This is a genomic window from Streptomyces sp. NPDC101166 (genome assembly GCF_044768125.1).
In the GTDB taxonomy this organism is placed as follows: domain Bacteria; phylum Actinomycetota; class Actinomycetes; order Streptomycetales; family Streptomycetaceae; genus Streptomyces.
In genome coordinates this window covers 327,788-344,503 of the sequence record NZ_JBIWPF010000005.1, presented here as the reverse complement: position 1 = coordinate 344,503, position 16,716 = coordinate 327,788, and the positions used below count along the sequence as shown (strand labels likewise).

At 71.7% G+C, this 16,716-nt stretch carries 16 protein-coding genes; 1 reads left to right on the top strand and 15 read right to left on the bottom strand.

From position 1 onward, the window contains the following. Positions 1–57: 57 nt before the first annotated feature. The 6 genes from carB to pyrR all read right to left on the bottom strand — a co-directional run bounded on the left by carB (position 58) and on the right by pyrR (position 8,030). Positions 58–3,366 (bottom strand): carbamoyl-phosphate synthase large subunit, encoded by a 3,309-nt coding sequence (carB, locus tag ACIRS4_RS12490; protein WP_404193847.1) that lies wholly within the window; start codon positions 3,364–3,366, stop codon positions 58–60. Beyond that, positions 3,359–4,501 carry a glutamine-hydrolyzing carbamoyl-phosphate synthase small subunit gene (gene carA, locus ACIRS4_RS12485; RefSeq protein ID WP_404193845.1) on the bottom strand — a complete coding sequence of 381 codons (1,143 nt, stop codon included), beginning with the start codon at positions 4,499–4,501 and terminating at the stop codon, positions 3,359–3,361. The genes carB and carA overlap by 8 nt, the downstream gene beginning before the upstream one ends. Next, positions 4,498–5,064 carry a hypothetical protein gene (locus ACIRS4_RS12480; protein WP_404193842.1) on the bottom strand — a complete coding sequence of 189 codons (567 nt, stop codon included), beginning with the start codon at positions 5,062–5,064 and terminating at the stop codon, positions 4,498–4,500. Before ACIRS4_RS12480 ends, carA begins: the two co-directional genes overlap by 4 nt. Continuing rightward, positions 5,061–6,347: a dihydroorotase gene (locus ACIRS4_RS12475; protein WP_404193839.1), complete on the bottom strand. Its 1,287-nt coding sequence runs from the start codon at positions 6,345–6,347 to the stop codon at positions 5,061–5,063. The genes ACIRS4_RS12480 and ACIRS4_RS12475 overlap by 4 nt, the downstream gene beginning before the upstream one ends. 6 nt (positions 6,348–6,353) lie before the next feature. Beyond that, the gene (locus ACIRS4_RS12470) at positions 6,354–7,343 is read right to left on the bottom strand and encodes an aspartate carbamoyltransferase catalytic subunit (RefSeq protein ID WP_404193837.1); all 990 of its coding nucleotides are present in this window, start codon (positions 7,341–7,343) and stop codon (positions 6,354–6,356) included. 102 nt (positions 7,344–7,445) lie between these two features. Beyond that, positions 7,446–8,030, bottom strand: coding sequence for a bifunctional pyr operon transcriptional regulator/uracil phosphoribosyltransferase PyrR (gene pyrR / locus ACIRS4_RS12465; RefSeq protein ID WP_130444521.1), 585 nt, complete (start codon positions 8,028–8,030; stop codon positions 7,446–7,448). 253 nt (positions 8,031–8,283) lie between these two features. Here pyrR and bldD point away from each other — a divergent pair, with 253 nt between their 5' ends. Continuing rightward, complete coding sequence (bldD, locus tag ACIRS4_RS12460) at positions 8,284–8,784, top strand: transcriptional regulator BldD (RefSeq protein ID WP_020128858.1); 501 nt, start codon at positions 8,284–8,286, stop codon at positions 8,782–8,784. 157 nt (positions 8,785–8,941) lie between these two features. Here bldD and nusB read toward each other — a convergent pair whose 3' ends face one another. The 9 genes from nusB to ACIRS4_RS12415 form a co-directional block, all read right to left on the bottom strand. Beyond that, on the bottom strand, positions 8,942–9,370 hold the full coding sequence (gene nusB, locus ACIRS4_RS12455; protein ID WP_404193833.1) for a transcription antitermination factor NusB: 429 nt from the start codon (positions 9,368–9,370) through the stop codon (positions 8,942–8,944). 2 nt (positions 9,371–9,372) lie between these two features. Then, positions 9,373–9,939 carry an elongation factor P gene (gene efp, locus ACIRS4_RS12450; RefSeq protein ID WP_037742222.1) on the bottom strand — a complete coding sequence of 189 codons (567 nt, stop codon included), beginning with the start codon at positions 9,937–9,939 and terminating at the stop codon, positions 9,373–9,375. 59 nt (positions 9,940–9,998) lie between these two features. Beyond that, complete coding sequence (locus tag ACIRS4_RS12445) at positions 9,999–11,111, bottom strand: M24 family metallopeptidase (protein WP_404193830.1); 1,113 nt, start codon at positions 11,109–11,111, stop codon at positions 9,999–10,001. Positions 11,112–11,181: 70 nt separating this feature from the next. After that, complete coding sequence (locus ACIRS4_RS12440) at positions 11,182–12,207, bottom strand: AAA family ATPase (protein ID WP_404193828.1); 1,026 nt, start codon at positions 12,205–12,207, stop codon at positions 11,182–11,184. Positions 12,208–12,389: 182 nt separating this feature from the next. Then, complete coding sequence (gene aroB / locus ACIRS4_RS12435) at positions 12,390–13,481, bottom strand: 3-dehydroquinate synthase (protein WP_404193825.1); 1,092 nt, start codon at positions 13,479–13,481, stop codon at positions 12,390–12,392. Next, a complete protein-coding gene (locus ACIRS4_RS12430; protein ID WP_404193823.1) occupies positions 13,478–13,993 on the bottom strand; it encodes a shikimate kinase in 516 nt (171 codons plus the stop codon). Before ACIRS4_RS12430 ends, aroB begins: the two co-directional genes overlap by 4 nt. After that, positions 13,990–15,174, bottom strand: a complete 1,185-nt coding sequence (gene aroC / locus ACIRS4_RS12425) for a chorismate synthase (RefSeq protein ID WP_404193820.1) — start codon at positions 15,172–15,174, stop codon at positions 13,990–13,992. Before aroC ends, ACIRS4_RS12430 begins: the two co-directional genes overlap by 4 nt. Positions 15,175–15,346: 172 nt before the next feature. Continuing rightward, complete coding sequence (locus ACIRS4_RS12420) at positions 15,347–15,808, bottom strand: hypothetical protein (RefSeq protein WP_404193817.1); 462 nt, start codon at positions 15,806–15,808, stop codon at positions 15,347–15,349. A gap of 52 nt (positions 15,809–15,860) precedes the next feature. Continuing rightward, positions 15,861–16,712 carry a shikimate dehydrogenase gene (locus ACIRS4_RS12415; RefSeq protein WP_404193814.1) on the bottom strand — a complete coding sequence of 284 codons (852 nt, stop codon included), beginning with the start codon at positions 16,710–16,712 and terminating at the stop codon, positions 15,861–15,863. Between the last annotated feature and the right edge of the window lie 4 nt (positions 16,713–16,716).

The following is a 16,716-nucleotide window of genomic DNA, read 5'->3' as shown; positions in this document are numbered from 1 at the left end:
TCATGAAGAGCCCTCATGACGAGGGGGACACCGTTTCCGGTGTCCCCCTGTGGGCTGCTAGTCGCGGGCCGCGGTCAGGTGTTCCGCGTGTTCCTGGAGCGAACGGACGCCCACGTCTCCGTGGTTGAGGGCGTCGATGCCCTGGACGGCGGCGGCGAGCGCCTGCACCGTCGTCAGGCACGGCACGGAGCGGGCCACGGCCGCCGTGCGGATCTCGTAGCCGTCGAGACGGCCGCCGGTGCCGTAGGGGGTGTTGACGATGAGGTCGACCTCGCCGTCGTGGATGAGCTGCACGATGGTCTTCTCGCCGTTCGGGCCGGTGCCCTCGTACTGCTTGCGCACGACGGTGGCCTTGATGCCGTTGCGCTTGAGGACCTCCGCGGTGCCGGAGGTGGCGAGCAGCTCGAAGCCGTGGGCGACCAGCTCGCGCGCCGGGAAGATCATCGAGCGCTTGTCGCGGTTGGCGACCGAGATGAACGCGCGGCCCTTGGTGGGCAGCGGGCCGTAGGCGCCCGCCTGCGACTTGGCGTACGCCGTGCCGAAGACGGAGTCGATGCCCATGACCTCGCCGGTGGAGCGCATCTCCGGGCCGAGGACGGTGTCGACGCCGCGCCCGGAGGTGTCCCGGAAGCGGGTCCACGGCATCACGGCCTCCTTGACGGAGATCGGCGCGTCCAGCGGCAGTTCGCCGCCGTCGCCGGTCGCCGGGAGGAGCCCCTCGGAGCGCAGCTCGGCGATGGTCGCGCCGAGCGAGATCCGGGCGGCGGCCTTGGCCAGCGGCACCGCGGTCGCCTTGGAGGTGAAGGGCACCGTGCGCGACGCGCGCGGGTTGGCCTCCAGGACGTAGAGGATGTCGCCGGCCATCGCGAACTGGATGTTGATCAGGCCGCGCACGCCGACGCCGTGGGCGATGGCCTCGGTGGAGGCGCGCAGGCGCTTGATGTCGAAGCCGCCGAGGGTGATGGGGGGCAGGGCGCACGCCGAGTCGCCGGAGTGGATGCCGGCCTCCTCGATGTGTTCCATGACGCCGCCGAGGTAGAGCTCATGGCCGTCGTAGAGCGCGTCGACGTCGATCTCGATGGCGTCGTCGAGGAAGCGGTCCACGAGGACCGGGCGGGTGGGGCTGATCTCGGTGGACTCGGCGATGTAGGCGGACAGCCGGGTCTCGTCGTAGACGATCTCCATGCCGCGTCCGCCGAGCACGTACGAGGGCCTCACGAGCACCGGGTAGCCGATCTCGTCGGCGATGGCCTTGGCCTCGGCGAAGGTGGTGGCCGTGCCGTGCTTGGGGGCCGGCAGGCCCGCCTCGGCGAGGACCCGCCCGAAGGCGCCGCGGTCCTCGGCGGCGTGGATCGCCTCGGGCGGGGTGCCGACGATCGGCACGCCGTTGTCCTTGAGCGCCTGCGCCAGGCCCAGCGGGGTCTGGCCGCCGAGCTGGACGACGACGCCCGCGATCGGGCCGGCCTGCGCCTCCGCGTGGACGATCTCCAGCACGTCTTCGAGCGTCAGCGGCTCGAAGTACAGGCGGTCGGAGGTGTCGTAGTCGGTGGAGACGGTCTCCGGGTTGCAGTTGACCATCACGGTCTCGTACCCGGCGTCGGACAGCGCGAAGGAGGCGTGGACGCAGGAGTAGTCGAACTCGATGCCCTGACCGATGCGGTTGGGGCCGGAGCCCAGGATGATGACGGCCGGCTTCTCGCGGGGGGCGACCTCGCTCTCCTCGTCGTAGGAGGAGTAGAAGTACGGCGTCTTCGCGGCGAACTCGGCGGCGCAGGTGTCGACCGTCTTGTAGACCGGGCGGACGCCCAGGGCGTGCCGCACCTCGCGTACGACGTCCTCGCGCAGGCCGCGGATCTCGGCGATCTGCTGGTCGGAGAAGCCGTGCCGCTTGGCCTCGGCGAGCAGGTCCGCGTCGAGGCGGTCGGCGGCGGCCAGCTCGTCGGCGATCTCCTTGATCAGGAAGAGCTGGTCGACGAACCAGGGGTCGATCTTCGTGTACTCGAAGACCTCCTCGGGCGTGGCGCCCGCGCGGATGGCCTGCATGACGGTGTTGATACGGCCGTCGGTGGGCCGCACCGACTCCTCGAGCAGCGCGGTCCTGTCGCCGGGGTCGCCCACGAAGGTGAACTGGCTGCCCTTCTTCTCCAGCGAGCGCAGCGCCTTCTGGAAGGCCTCGGTGAAGTTGCGGCCGATGGCCATGGCCTCGCCGACCGACTTCATGGTGGTGGTCAGCGTGGAGTCGGCGGAGGGGAACTTCTCGAAGGCGAACCGCGGGGCCTTGACGACCACGTAGTCGAGCGTGGGCTCGAAGGAGGCCGGGGTCTCCTGCGTGATGTCGTTGGGGATCTCGTCGAGGGTGTAGCCGACGGCGAGCTTGGCGGCGATCTTGGCGATCGGGAAGCCGGTCGCCTTGGAGGCGAGGGCCGAGGAGCGCGACACGCGCGGGTTCATCTCGATGACGATGACGCGGCCGTCCTCGGGGTTCACCGCGAACTGGATGTTGCAGCCGCCGGTGTCGACGCCGACCTCGCGGATCACGGCGATGCCGACGTCGCGCAGGATCTGGTACTCGCGGTCGGTGAGCGTCATCGCCGGGGCGACGGTGATCGAGTCGCCGGTGTGCACGCCCATCGGGTCGAAGTTCTCGATGGAGCAGACGACCACGACGTTGTCGTTCTTGTCGCGCATCAGCTCCAGCTCGTACTCCTTCCAGCCGAGGATGGACTCCTCGAGGAGCACCTCGGTGGTCGGGGAGAGCGTGAGGCCCTGGCCCGCGATGCGGCGCAGCTCCTCCTCGTCGTGGGCGAAGCCGGAGCCGGCGCCGCCCATGGTGAAGGAGGGGCGCACGACGACCGGGTAGCCGCCGAGGGTGTCGACGCCGGCGATCACCTCGTCCATGGCGTGGCAGATGACCGAGCGGGCGGACTCGCCATGGCCGATCTTGCGGCGGACCTCCTCCACGACCTCCTTGAACAGGTCGCGGTCCTCGCCCTTGTTGATGGCCTCGACGTTGGCGCCGATCAGCTCGACGCCGTGCTTGTCCAGGACGCCGCTCTCGGCGAGGGAGATCGCCGTGTTGAGGGCCGTCTGGCCGCCCAGGGTGGGCAGCAGGGCGTCGGGGCGCTCCTTGGCGATGATCTTCTCGACGAACTCGGGGGTGATCGGCTCGACGTAGGTGGCGTCGGCGATCTCCGGGTCGGTCATGATCGTCGCCGGGTTGGAGTTGACGAGGATGACGCGCAGGCCCTCGGCCTTCAGCACCCGGCACGCCTGGGTGCCGGAGTAGTCGAACTCGGCGGCCTGGCCGATGACGATCGGGCCGGAGCCGATGACCAGGACGGACTGGATATCGGTGCGCTTAGGCACGCTGGCCCTCCATCAGAGATACAAAGCGGTCGAACAGGTAGGCGGCGTCGTGCGGGCCGGCGGCCGCTTCGGGGTGGTACTGGACGGAGAAGGCCGGCTGGTCCAGCAGCTGGAGCCCCTCCACCACGTCGTCGTTCAGGCAGACGTGGGAGACCTCGGCGCGGCCGAACTTCGTCTCGCTGATCTTGTCGAGCGGCGCGTCCACGGCGAAGCCGTGGTTGTGGGCGGTGACCTCGACCTTGCCGGTCGTACGGTCCTGGACCGGCTGGTTGATGCCGCGGTGGCCGTACTTCAGCTTGTAGGTGCCGAAGCCGAGGGCGCGGCCCAGGATCTGGTTGCCGAAGCAGATGCCGAACAGGGGCGTCCTGCGCTGAAGCACCTCGGTCATCAGCGCGACCGGGCCGTCCGCGGTGGCCGGGTCGCCGGGGCCGTTGGAGAAGAACACGCCGTCCGGGCTCACGGCGTACACCTCGTCCGCGGTGGCCGTGGCGGGCAGGACGTGCACCTCGATGCCGCGTTCCGCCATGCGGTGCGGGGTCATGCCCTTGATGCCGAGGTCGATGGCGGCGACGGTGAACCGCTTCTCGCCGACCGCGGGGACGACGTACGCCTCCTGGGTGGCGACCTCCTCGTAGAGGCTCGCGCCCTTCATCTGCGGCTGGGCCTGCACACGCGCGACGAGCTCGGTCTCCGGGGCGATCACCTCGCCGGAGAAGATGCCGGCCCGCATCGAGCCGCGCTCGCGCAGGTGGCGGGTGAGGGCGCGGGTGTCGATGCCGGAGATGCCGACCACGTTCTGGGCGACCAGCTCGTCGTCGAGGGACCGCTTGGCGCGCCAGTTGGAGGGCACGCGCGCGGGGTCGCGGACGACGTAGCCGGAGACCCAGATGCGGCGGGACTCGTCGTCCTCGTCGTTCCAGCCGGTGTTGCCGATCTGCGGGGCGGTGGCGACGACGATCTGACGGTCGTACGACGGGTCGGTCAGGGTCTCCTGGTAGCCGGTCATGCCGGTGGAGAACACCGCCTCTCCGAAGGTCTCCCCCACGGCCCCGTAGGCACGGCCGCGGAAGGTCCGGCCGTCCTCCAGGACGAGTACGGCGGGAACCTTGGTGGCTCCCCTGGTGGAGGTCGTCATCGTGCGCCTTCCGTCGTGTTGTTCTTGGTCATGGAGTTGATGGCGGCGACCCACTCGTTGTGCTCGGCCGCGTGGTCGGAGCGGAAGCCGGAGTCGATCAGCCGGTCGCCGTGCGCCCAGGTCACCACGAGCAGTCCGCCCTCGGTGAGGACCTTGCCGGCGATGCCCTTGCCGAGGACCGCCTCGCGCAGCGCGCCGGCCGGGATGAAGAAGTCGCCCGCGCCGGGGCGTACGACGTCCACTCCCGCGTCCGTGAGGGTGAGCTCGACGCGGCTGCGGGTGCCCAGGCCCTGCGCCACGATGCGGTCGAGCCACTGCCCCGCGGTGGTGGAGCCGTGGTAGCGGCCGCTCATGGTCAGTCTCGCGGGACCGGGGTCGTCCGGCGCGGCCGGCAGCTCGGGCAGGTCGCCCTGGAGGGTGCCGCGCCACTTCCAGCCCTCGCGCATCAGCCAGTAGACGAGCGCGACGAACAGGGCGAGGCCGACGACCCAGCCGGCGCGGGCGGCCCAGTCGGTCACTTCGGCCGATTCCTTGTCGGCCGCCAGCAGGATCACAGGTGTCACGTGAGCTTCCCGTCGACGAGCGTGGCCTTGCCCCGCAGCCAGGTGTGCGTGACACGGCCCGGCAGCTCGCGCCCCTCGTAGGGGGTGTTGCGGCTGCGCGAGGCGAAGCCCGCGGGGTCCACCTGTCCACGGTATGCCGAGTCGACGAGCGTGAGGTTGGCGGGCTCACCTGCCGAGACGGGACGCCCGTGGCCGGCGGCCCGGCCGATGCGCGCGGGCGCGAAGGACATGCGGTCGGCGACCTGGGCCCAGTCCAGCAGGCCCGTCTCCACCATCGTCTCCTGGACCACCGACAACGCGGTCTCCAGGCCGACCATGCCCATGGCGGCCGCGGCCCACTCGCAGTCCTTGTCCTCGTGCGGGTGCGGGGCGTGGTCGGTGGCGACGATGTCGATGGTGCCGTCGGCGAGCGCCTCGCGCAGGGCGTGCACGTCACGCTCGGTGCGCAGCGGCGGGTTGACCTTGTAGACGGGGTTGTAGGAGCGCACCAGCTCATCCGTGAGGAGGAGGTGGTGCGGAGTGACCTCGGCGGTGACGTCGATGCCGCGGGACTTGGCCCAGCGGACGATCTCGACCGAGCCGGCGGTGGACAGGTGGCAGATGTGGACGCGGGAGCCGACGTGCTCGGCGAGCAGGACGTCCCGAGCGATGATCGACTCCTCGGCCACCGCGGGCCAGCCGCCGAGTCCGAGCTCGGCGGAGACGATGCCCTCGTTCATCTGGGCGCCCTCGGTCAGCCGCGGTTCCTGCGCGTGCTGGGCGACGACCCCGCCGAACGCCTTCACGTACTCCAGGGCGCGCCGCATGATCACGGCGTCGTCGACGCACTTGCCGTCGTCGGAGAACACGGTGACCCCGGCCGCCGACTCGTGCATGGCGCCCAGCTCGGCGAGCTTCCTGCCCTCCAGGCCGACGGTGACGGCGCCGATGGGCTGCACATCGCAGTAGCCGTGCTCCTGCCCGAGCCGGTAGACCTGCTCGACCACGCCGGCGGTGTCGGCGACGGGGAAGGTGTTGGCCATGGCGAACACGGCGGTGTAGCCGCCGCTCGCGGCCGCACGCGTGCCGGTCAGGACGGTCTCGGAGTCCTCACGGCCGGGCTCGCGCAGATGGGTGTGCAGGTCGACCAGGCCCGGCAGCAGGACCTTGCCCGCCGCCTCGACGACCTCCGCGCCCTCGGCGTCGAGGCCGGTGCCGACCGCCGCGACGACCTCGCCGTCGATCATCACGTCCTGCGGCTCGCCGCCGAGCACCTTCGCACCACGGATCAGGATCTTGCTCATGGTCGCTTACTTCTCCTCGGTGGAAGCGGTGGTACGGGCGTGGCTGACGGCGGGTTCGTTGCCGCCCAGGAGCAGGTACAGGACGGCCATGCGGATGGACACCCCGTTGGCGACCTGTTCGACGACGGTGCACCGGTCGGAGTCGGCGACCTCGGCGGTGATCTCCATGCCCCGGACCATCGGGCCGGGGTGCATCACGATGGAGTGCTCGGGCATCCGGGCCATGCGGTCGCCGTCGAGCCCGTAGCGGCGGGAGTACTCGCGCTCGGTCGGGAAGAACGCCGCGTTCATCCGCTCGCGCTGGACGCGCAGCATCATCACCGCGTCGGACTTGGGCAGCGTGCTGTCGAGGTCGTAGGAGACCTCGCAGGGCCAGGTCTCCACGCCGACGGGCACCAGGGTGGGCGGGGCGACGAGGGTGACCTCGGCGCCGAGGGTGTGCAGCAGGTCGACGTTGGAGCGGGCGACGCGGCTGTGCAGGACGTCGCCGACGAGGGTGATGCGCCGGCCGGACAGGTCCTGCCCGAGCCCGGCGTCCCGTCCGACGAGCCGGCGGCGCATGGTGAAGGCGTCCAGCAGGGCCTGCGTGGGGTGCTGGTGGGTGCCGTCGCCGGCGTTGATGACGGCCGCGTCGATCCAGCCGGAGTTGGCCAGGCGGTAGGGGGCTCCGGACGCGCCGTGCCGGATGACGACGGCGTCGACGCCCATGGCCTCCAGCGTCTGGGCGGTGTCCTTCAGGGACTCGCCCTTGGAGACGCTGGAGCCCTTGGCGGTGAAGTTGATGACGTCGGCGGAGAGGCGCTTCTCGGCGGCCTCGAAGGAGATCCGGGTGCGGGTGGAGTCCTCGAAGAAGAGGTTGACCACGGTGCGGCCGCGCAGGGTCGGCAGCTTCTTGATCGGCCGGTCGGCGACCCGGGCCATCTCCTCGGCGGTGTCGAGGATGTGGACGGCGTCGTCGCGGGTGAGGTCGGCGGCCGAGATGAGATGACGCTGCATCTGTCAGGCTCCGTTGAAGACAAGTGAAGACAAGTGAGACAGGGCGGACTTTTCGGGCGCACGGGCGCGCGCAGGCGCGCACGCGGGCCGTACGCCGGACAGCTACTGCTGCGCGCCCGGGGCGGTCTGCTTCGCACCGAGCAGCACGGTGTCGCGACCGTCCTCCTCGGCGAGCTGGACCTTGACCGTCTCCCGCAGCGACGTGGGGAGGTTCTTGCCGACGTAGTCGGCGCGGATGGGCAGTTCGCGGTGGCCGCGGTCGACCAGGACCGCGAGCTGCACCGCGCGCGGGCGCCCGATGTCGTTCAGGGCGTCGAGGGCGGCGCGGATGGTGCGGCCGGAGAAGAGCACGTCGTCGACGAGGACGACCAGCTTGCCGTCGATGCCGTCACCGGGGATCTCGGTGCGGGCCAGCGCGCGCGGCGGATGCATGCGCAGGTCGTCCCGGTACATGGTGATGTCGAGCGAGCCGACCGGAATCTTCCGTTCGGTGATCTGCTCCAGCTTGGCGGCGAGCCGCCGGCCGAGGAAGACACCCCGGGTCGGGATGCCGAGGAGCACCACGTCGTCGGCGCCCTTGGCGCGCTCCACGATCTCGTGGGCGATACGGGTCAGCACCCGTGCGATGTCAGGGCCTTCGAGGACGGGCCTCGCCTCTGACGCTTGCGTGTCCTGCTGCTTGTCCATACGAAACGGACCTCCTTCTCCGCCTCACGGGACGGACCTTAAAGGACGTCGGATTTGCGCCATCCACCGTAGCAGGCCCCGGGGACGCCCCCGATCACCCCCTTGGCCTAATCGGCCATCGATACCACGGAAGCGTCGGGGTGGACCATTCGGCTTGACGCAGAAGAATCACGCTGCGTAACCTCACAGTGAGTTACCAACCGCGCGGCATGGAAACCAAGCCCAGTCGCGTCGACCCAGTGCCGGGAGCCATATGTCCAGCGAATACGCCAAACAGCTCGGGGCCAAGCTCCGGGCGATCCGCACCCAGCAGGGCCTTTCCCTCCACGGTGTCGAGGAGAAGTCCCAGGGACGCTGGAAGGCGGTCGTGGTCGGGTCCTACGAGCGCGGCGACCGCGCCGTGACCGTGCAGCGGCTCGCGGAGCTGGCCGATTTCTACGGCGTCCCCGTGCAGGAGCTCCTGCCCGGCACCACCCCGGGCGGCGCGGCGGAGCCCCCGCCGAAGCTGGTCCTGGACCTGGAGCGGCTGGCCCACGTGCCGGTGGAGAAGGCCGGCCCCCTTCAGCGGTACGCGGCGACGATCCAGTCCCAGCGCGGTGACTACAACGGCAAGGTGCTCTCGATCCGCCAGGACGACCTGCGCACGCTCGCCGTCATCTACGACCAGTCGCCCTCGGTCCTCACCGAGCAGCTGATCAGCTGGGGCGTCCTGGACGCGGACGCGCGTCGCGCCGTCTCCCACGAGGAGGGCTGAGCCCCAGCGGGCCCAGCAGAAACGTACCGCCGGGGTGGCCGGAACCTTATGGTTCCCGCCACCCCGGCGGTTTTCGTGCGGGTCGCCACTCTCTCGCGCGAGCTGCGGGCCGTGTGGGGCCGAGCGCGCGGTTGCCCACGCCTCTTCCAGGGCGCGCCTACTCCCGGCGCAGCGAGGGCTTGAGCTCCTTCAGACGGCCGAGGAGGCCGTTGACGAACGAGGGGGACTCGTCCGTGGAGAACTCCTTCGCCAGCTGCACCATCTCGTCGAGGACGACGGCGTCCGGCGTCTCGTCGACCCAGACCAGCTCGTAGGCGCCGAGCCGCAGGATGTTGCGGTCGACGACCGGCATCCGGTCCAGCGTCCAGCCGACCGAGTACTGGGCGATCAGCTCGTCGATGCGCTTGGCCTGCTCGGCGTAGCCCTCGACCAGCTGCATCGTGTACTCGCTCACCGGTGGCTGCCGGGTGTCGGCCCGGGAGAGCCGGATCCAGTCCGCGAGGACGGTCAGGACGTCGACGCCACGCTGGTCGCCCTCGAAGAGGATCTGGAAGGCGCGCTTGCGGGCCGTGTTGCGGGCGGCCACGGTTAGCTGTTCACCCGGCCGAGGTAGTCGCTCGTGCGGGTGTCGACCTTGATCTTCTCACCGGTGGTGATGAAGAGCGGGACCTGGATCTGGTGGCCGGTCTCCAGGGTGGCGGGCTTGGTGCCGCCGGTGGAGCGGTCGCCCTGGACGCCCGGCTCGGTCTCCTGCACGACCAGCTCGACGGCGGCCGGCAGCTCGACGAAGAGCACCTCGCCCTCGTGCTGGGCGACGGTGGCGGTGAAGCCCTCGATCAGGAAGTTGGCGGCGTCGCCGACGGCCTTGCGGTCGACCATCAGCTGGTCGTAGGTCTCCATGTCCATGAAGACGAAGTACTCGCCGTCCATGTACGAGAACTGCATGTCGCGCTTGTCGACAGTGGCCGTCTCGACCTTGACGCCGGCGTTGAACGTCTTGTCGACGACCTTGCCGGAGAGCACGTTCTTGAGCTTGGTGCGCACGAAGGCCGGGCCCTTGCCGGGCTTGACGTGCTGGAACTCGACGACGGACCAGAGCTGGCCGCCTTCGAGCTTGAGCACCAGGCCGTTCTTGAGGTCGTTCGTGGAAGCCACGGTTGCGGAATCTCCTGGACTGACGTGGACGACCCCGGGCCACGCGTCCAGCCGATGAGCTAGAGCGCGAGCAGCTCCTTGGTCGTGATGGTGAGTAGCTCGGGTCCGCCGTCCGCCTCTGGGCGCACGACGAGCGTGTCATCGATCCGGACGCCGCCCCGCCCCGGGAGGTGGACCCCGGGTTCGACGGTGACCGGCACGCAAGCGTCCAGTTTACCCATGGCCGCGGGAGCCAACTGCGGGTCCTCGTCGATTTCGAGTCCGACCCCGTGCCCGGTGAGCGCCGGGAGGCGTTCCGAGTAGCCCGCGCAGTCGAGGACCTGGCGTGCGGCGCGGTCCACGTCCCGGTGCGCGGTGCCCGGCACCAGGCTCTCACGGCCGGCCCGCTGGGCGGCGAAGACCAGGTCGTACAGCTCGATCTGCCAGTCCGCGGGAGAGGTGCCGATGACGAAGGTGCGGCCGATCTCGCAGCGGTAGCCGCGGTAGGCGGCGCCGAGACAGACGGAGAGGAAGTCGCCCTCCTCCACCCGCCGGTCGGTGGGCCGGTGCCCGCGCCGCCCGGAGTTCGGTCCTGTGCCCACGGACGTGGGGAAGGCGGGCCCGTCGGCGCCGTGGTCGACGAGGCGGCGCTCCAGTTCGAGGGCGAGGTGGCGTTCGGTGCGGCCGACGAGGATCGACTCCAGCAGTTCCCCCAGTGCCTGGTCGGCGATCTCGGCGCCGATGCGCAGGCAGGAGATCTCCTCCTCGTCCTTCACCACCCTGAGCTGTTCGACCGCGCCGCCCAGGTCGGCGAGCCGGATCCGGGGGGCGACGGAGCGCAGGGCGCGGTGCCGGGTCACCGTCAGGTGGTGCTCCTCGACGGCGAGGCAGTCGCCGCCGGCGCCGCCGGCCGCGAGGAGGCCCACGGCGGCCACGGCGGGGTCGCCGCCGGCGCCGGGAAGGGTGTGCGCCTTCAGGCTGTCGTCCGGCCGGGCCTCGGCGGGGCGGTCGTCCGGCGGGCCGGTGCACACGAGGAGGTCCTCGTCACCGCCCAGGAGCAGGACGGCTCCCTGCGGGGCCGCGCCGGCGAGGTACCTGACGTTGGCGGGGCGGGAGATCAGCGCTGCCGTGTTGCCGGACGCGTGGCAGCGTTCTTTCAGTCGTGTGCGACGGGTCGCGTACACCTCTGACATGTGTCGAGCCTAGGAGCGGTGGCCGGAAACCGCCGGTCGGGCTGCGCCGAGCGGGGAGCGGCGGCACGTCCTACCACTTCGGAGGGCTGGCGATCGCCCTCGCCAGCACGTCGTCCAGGACCCTCGCCGTGGTGGGCACGTCGAGCTGGGAGTTGTCGATGATCGGCAGCCCGGAGCCGTACCAGCCGGCCATCCGGCCGTGGATGCGGGCCACCTCCTCGTCGGTGAGGCGGCGGTTGCCGGAGCGTTCGGCGTTGCGCTCCAGGACCACCTCCAGGCCGGGGAGGAGGACGACCGGCAGCAGCCCGGGGCCGACGTGCCGCTTCCAGCCGCCGAGGCCGACGGCGGGGCGGTCGGGGAAGATCGCGTCGTCGAGGACGCAGGAGATCCCGTTGGCGAGGAAGTTCCGCGCGGCGAAGCCGCAGGTGCGGCGGGCCAGGCGGTACTGGGCCTCGGAGTGGTCGTTCCAGCCCGACTGGGGGTCGGCGAAGCCGGAGCGGACCCACTCGCGGACGTCGTCGAGGCTGATGTGGGCGGTGGGCACCCGGCGGTGGTCCGCCCAGTACTTGGCGACGCTGGTCTTCCCCGCGCCGGCGGGCCCGATGAGGAGCACCGCGAGGGTGGTCGCCGCCGGATCGGGGGCGGCCGCGGCGGGCGGCACGCTGGGCATGGGCACGGGCCCGCCCGGCGGCAGGGGCACATGCCCGGTGACGTCGCCGCCCTGCGCGACGGTCACGTGCGGCGGCACGGACGGCTGTGCGGGGCCCGGCTGCGGCGCGGGCGCCTGCGGCATGGGCGGCTGCGGCATGGGCGTGTGCGGCACAGGCGGCACGGAGGGCTGCGGCTGGGGCATCGGCGGCACGGAGGCCTGAGCGGCGGTGGGGGCGCCGCCGAAGACCGGCCCCCCGGCGAAGCAGGGGCCGGGCGGAACCGTCGGCGGCACGAAGGCGCCGGGCTGAGACGCGGTCACGTCCGGCTGGTGTCCGTCGACCGGCGGGGCGGCCGGTGGGGGCGGCGTGGGTGGGGGCCAGGTGGGGGCTGGTCCGTGCCCCGGCTGGTGGGGCGGCGGCAGCGGAGAACCCACTGCGTGCTGCATCCGGTGCCACTCCGTCTCGTACAGGCAATGGGCGCTGGCGTAGGGCAAGGACCCCTCGGGGGGGGCGGAACCCCCGCTTCGCTCCGAACGGTACCGCCCCTGGCCTTCGTTTGGTGAACGGCCGGGGGCGGTCCGAAGTGCCCGTCGCGCACAGCGAATCGGGCGTAAGCGGATCGCTCGGACTACTCGCCCACTTCACCGTAGGCGGCGAGCAGGATCGCCGGGTCGGGGCCCTCCAGTACGGTCGGCTTGGCGAGACCGTCGAGGACGATGAAACGCAGCAGGTTGCCGCGCGACTTCTTGTCGACCTTCATCGTCTCCAGCAACTTCGGCCACTGGTCGTAGCGGTAGTGCAGCGGGAGGCCCACCGACTCCAGCACCGTGCGGTGCCGGTCGGCCGTGGCGTCGTCCAACCGGCCCGCGAGACGGCCCAGTTCGGCGGCGAAGTGCATGCCGACGGAGACGGCCGCGCCGTGCCGCCACTTGTAGCGCTCGTTCTTCTCGATGGCGTGGGCGAGCGTGTGCCCGTAGTTGAGGATCTCCCGCAGGCCCGACTCCTTCAGGTCGGAGGAGACGACCTCCGCCTTGACCCTGATGGAGCGTTCGATGAGCTCGGCGGTGTGCGGACCGGCCGGGGTGCGGGCGGCCTCGGGGTCGGACTCGACGAGGTCGAGGATCACCGGGTCGGCGATGAAGCCGGCCTTGATGACCTCCGCGAGCCCGGAGACGTAGTCGTTGACCGGGAGGGAGTCCAGCGCGGCCAGGTCGCACAGGACGCCGGCCGGCGGGTGGAAGGCGCCGACGAGGTTCTTGCCCTCGGCGGTGTTGATGCCGGTCTTGCCGCCGACGGCCGCGTCGACCATGGCGAGCACGGTGGTCGGGACGGCGATCCAGCGCACCCCGCGCAGCCAGGTCGCGGCGACGAACCCGGCGAGGTCGGTGGTGGCGCCGCCGCCGACGCCCACGACGACGTCGGTGCGGGTGAACCCGGACTGGCCGAGGGCCTTCCAGCAGTAGGCGGCGACCTCTGCGGTCTTGGCCTCCTCGGCGTTGGGCACCTGGATGGCGACGGCCTCGTAGCCCTGCTCGGCCAGATCGGCGCGGAGCGCCTCACCGGTCTCGGCGAGGGCCTCGGGGTGGATCACGGCGACCCGCCTGGCCTTCTCGCCGATCAGCCCGGCGAGTTCGCCGAGCAGCTGACGGCCGACCAGGACGTCGTACGCCTCGGAGCCCGCGCTCGCGCCGACCCGGATCCGCGTCACTGACTCGCTCATGCTTCTTTCAACTCCAGTGCGTCCAGGGCGGCTTGCGTGACCTCTTCGGGCGTGCGGCCGTCCGTCGGCAGGACGGCCGTGGCGACCTCCTCGTACAGGTGCCGCCGTGCCTCCATCAGCTCGCGCCACTGCTTGCGCGGGTTGACGGCGAGCAGCGGGCGGGCCGTGTTGAGGCCGGTGCGCTTGACGGCCTCCTCGACGTCCATCGACAGGTACAGCACGCGCTGCCCGGCCAGCAGGCCGCGCGTGTCCTCGTCGAGGATCGCGCCGCCGCCGAGCGAGAGGACGCCGTCGTGCTCGGCGAGGGCGCGGCGCACGGCCCGCTTCTCGGCGGCACGGAAGGCGGCCTCGCCCTCCTCGACGAAGATGTCGGCGATGGCGCGGCCCTGCTCCGCGACGATGTCGGCGTCGGTGTCCCGGTAGCCGGCCCCGAGCCGTTCGGCCAGCATCAGCCCGACGGTGGACTTGCCGACGCCCATCGGCCCGACCAGGACGACCAGCGGCCCGCTCATCGGATGTGCAGGTTGTCGAGGTACGAGCGCACGTTGCGGCGGGTCTCGGGCACGCTGTCGCCGCCGAACTTCTCCGCCACGGCGTCCGCGAGGACCAGTGCGACCATGGCCTCGGCGACGATGCCGGCGGCCGGCACCGCGCACACGTCGGAGCGCTGGTGGTGGGCCTGGGAGGCCTCGCCGGTGGACACGTCGACGGTCCGCAGGGCCCGGGGCACGGTGGCGATGGGCTTCATCGCGGCGCGCACCCGCAGCAGTTCGCCGGTGGTCAGGCCGCCCTCGGTGCCGCCGGAGCGGCCGGTGGCGCGCTTGATGCCCTCGTCCGTGGTGACGATCTCGTCGTGGGCCTTCGAACCGGGCACGCGCGCGAGGTCGAAGCCGTCGCCGACCTCGACGCCCTTGATGGCCTGGATGCCCATGAGGGCGGCGGCGAGCCGGGCGTCGAGCCTGCGGTCCCAGTGCACGTGCGAGCCGAGGCCCACGGGCACGTCGTAGGCGAGCACCTCGACGACGCCGCCGAGGGTGTCGCCGTCCTTGTGGGCCTGGTCGATCTCCGCGACCATCGCCTTCGAGGCGTCGGCGTCCAGGCAGCGCACCGGGTCGGCGTCGAGCTTCTCGACGTCGGCGGGGGTCGGGTAGACGCCATAGGGCGCCTTGGCCGCGGCCAGCTCGACGACGTGGGAGACGATCTCGATGCCGGCCGTCTCCTTCAGGTACGACCGGGCGACGGCGCCGAGCGCGACGCGGGCGGCGGTCTCGCGCGCGGAGGCGCGCTCCAGGATCGGGCGGGCCTCGTCGAACCCGTACTTCTGCATGCCGGCCAGGTCGGCGTGGCCGGGGCGGGGGCGGGTCAGCGGCGCGTTGCGGGCGAGTCCGGCGAGCACCTCGGGGTCGACCGGGTCGGCCGCCATGACCTGCTCCCACTTGGGCCACTCCGTGTTGCCCACCATGATGGCGATCGGGGAGCCGAGGGAGAGTCCGTGCCGGACGCCGCCGAGGAAGGTGATCTCGTCCTGCTCGAACTTCATCCGCGCACCGCGCCCATACCCGAGCCGGCGCCTCGCCAGATGGTCGGCGACCATCTCCGTGGTGATCGGCACGCCGGCGGGAAGGCCCTCCAGCGTCGCCACGAGTGCGGGACCGTGGGACTCCCCCGCGGTCAGCCAGCGCAACCTGCTCAACGGTGCTCCTCAGTGCTCGCGCCTGGTACTGCCCTGCGTACGCGGATACTCGCGTACGGCAACGGCGGGACCGGGTGCGCGACCCTGGTCCGCCACCTACGATCCTCCCACGTCCGCGGCCCCGTCCCGGCCGCCGGTCCATCAGGCGGACGGCGGCCCGGCCGGGCCGGGTTCACCGCGCGTCGTCGCGCCGGTTCTGCGGGGCGTACGCGCCGAGGAAGTCCGCGCCGCTCGGGCCGTTCGCGGCCGCCGGCTGGGGGGCGGGGGCCGCCTGGTTCTGCTGGGCCTGCTGGTTCTGCGGGGCGTACGCACCCAGGAAGTCCGCGCCGCTCGGGCCGTTCGCGGCCGGCGGCTGCGGGGCGGGGCCCTGCTGGTTCTGCGGGGCGTACGCGCCAAGGAAGTCCGCGCCGCTGCGCTGTCGCTGCTGGGCGGCGACGTGCACGGCGACGCCGGCCCGCACCGCGCGCCGGTGGTCGATCTTGCGCTTCAGCTTCAGGATCCACGAGGCGACCACGATGAGCAGGATCAGTCCGATCACGGCGATCTGCGCCCACTCGGGCAGGAACCGCAGGAAGAACTCGAAGATCTCGCCCTTGACGGACGCCAGAGGCACCCCGCTGGACACGTTGGTCATGTACCTGACTCCCCCTTGACCGCGCTCCGCCCCCTGCGGAACTCAGCGGATCCTAGCGGGTGGAGAGCGCCTGCTCCCCCGCTTTTCGCATCGCCTCCAGCGGAGCCTGCGCCCGCCCGGTCATCTGCTCCACCTGGAGCACCGCCTGGTGCACGAGCAGGTCCAGCCCGCTGACGACCGCGCCGCCGAACATCGACCAGCGGGCGGCCAGTTCGGTGGGCCACGGCTCGTACAGCACGTCGAAGAGGGTGGCGGGCCGCTCGGGAACCGAGGCGGCGAGCGCGTCCGTGGTCCCCGCCGGAGTGGTGGCGACGACGAGTGGGAAGGCGAGCGCCTCGGCCGCGTCCGCCCAGTCGGCGGTGCGGACCTCGACGTCGAGGCGCTCGCCCCACTCACGCATCTCGGCGGCCCGTGCCTCGCTGCGCACATAGGCGACGACCTCGCCGGAGCAGACGCGGGACAGGGCGGCCAGGGCGGAGGAGGCGGTGGCTCCGGCGCCGAGGACCGCGGCCGAGTCGACCCGCTCGACACCGTGCTCGCGCAGCGCGGCGACCATGCCGGGGATGTCGGTGTTGTCGCCGACGCGGCGGCCGTCCTCGGTGAACACCAGGGTGTTGACCGCCTCCACGGCGGCCGCGGTCTCGCTGACCTCGTCGAGCAGCGGGATGACCGCCCGCTTGAGCGGCATGGTCAGCGACAGTCCCGCCCACTCGGCGTCGAGGCCGTCGAGGAAGGCGGGCAGCGCCGCCTCGTCGACCTCGAAGCGCTCGTACGTCCACTCCGTGAGCTCCAGCGCCCGGTAGGCGGCGCGGTGCAGCACCGGGGACAGGGAGTGGGCGATGGGACTGCCCAGCACCGCGGCCCGGTGCCGGCGGGCGTGCTGCGTCCTGGCTGCGTCGCTCATGGCC

What these genes read in the sequence shown, in the direction of transcription:
- carA (WP_404193845.1), bottom strand. Translation starts at nt 4,501, where the DNA reads ATGACGACCTCCACCAGGGGAGCCACCAAGGTTCCCGCCGTACTCGTC.
- ACIRS4_RS12475 (WP_404193839.1), bottom strand. Translation starts at nt 6,347, where the DNA reads ATGAGCAAGATCCTGATCCGTGGTGCGAAGGTGCTCGGCGGCGAGCCG.
- ACIRS4_RS12470 (WP_404193837.1), bottom strand. Translation starts at nt 7,343, where the DNA reads ATGCAGCGTCATCTCATCTCGGCCGCCGACCTCACCCGCGACGACGCC.
- pyrR (WP_130444521.1), bottom strand. Translation starts at nt 8,030, where the DNA reads ATGGACAAGCAGCAGGACACGCAAGCGTCAGAGGCGAGGCCCGTCCTC.
- bldD (WP_020128858.1), top strand. Translation starts at nt 8,284, where the DNA reads ATGTCCAGCGAATACGCCAAACAGCTCGGGGCCAAGCTCCGGGCGATC.
- ACIRS4_RS12445 (WP_404193830.1), bottom strand. Translation starts at nt 11,111, where the DNA reads ATGTCAGAGGTGTACGCGACCCGTCGCACACGACTGAAAGAACGCTGC.
- ACIRS4_RS12440 (WP_404193828.1), bottom strand. Translation starts at nt 12,207, where the DNA reads ATGCAGCACGCAGTGGGTTCTCCGCTGCCGCCGCCCCACCAGCCGGGG.
- aroB (WP_404193825.1), bottom strand. Translation starts at nt 13,481, where the DNA reads ATGAGCGAGTCAGTGACGCGGATCCGGGTCGGCGCGAGCGCGGGCTCC.
- ACIRS4_RS12430 (WP_404193823.1), bottom strand. Translation starts at nt 13,993, where the DNA reads ATGAGCGGGCCGCTGGTCGTCCTGGTCGGGCCGATGGGCGTCGGCAAG.
- ACIRS4_RS12420 (WP_404193817.1), bottom strand. Translation starts at nt 15,808, where the DNA reads ATGACCAACGTGTCCAGCGGGGTGCCTCTGGCGTCCGTCAAGGGCGAG.
- ACIRS4_RS12415 (WP_404193814.1), bottom strand. Translation starts at nt 16,712, where the DNA reads ATGAGCGACGCAGCCAGGACGCAGCACGCCCGCCGGCACCGGGCCGCG.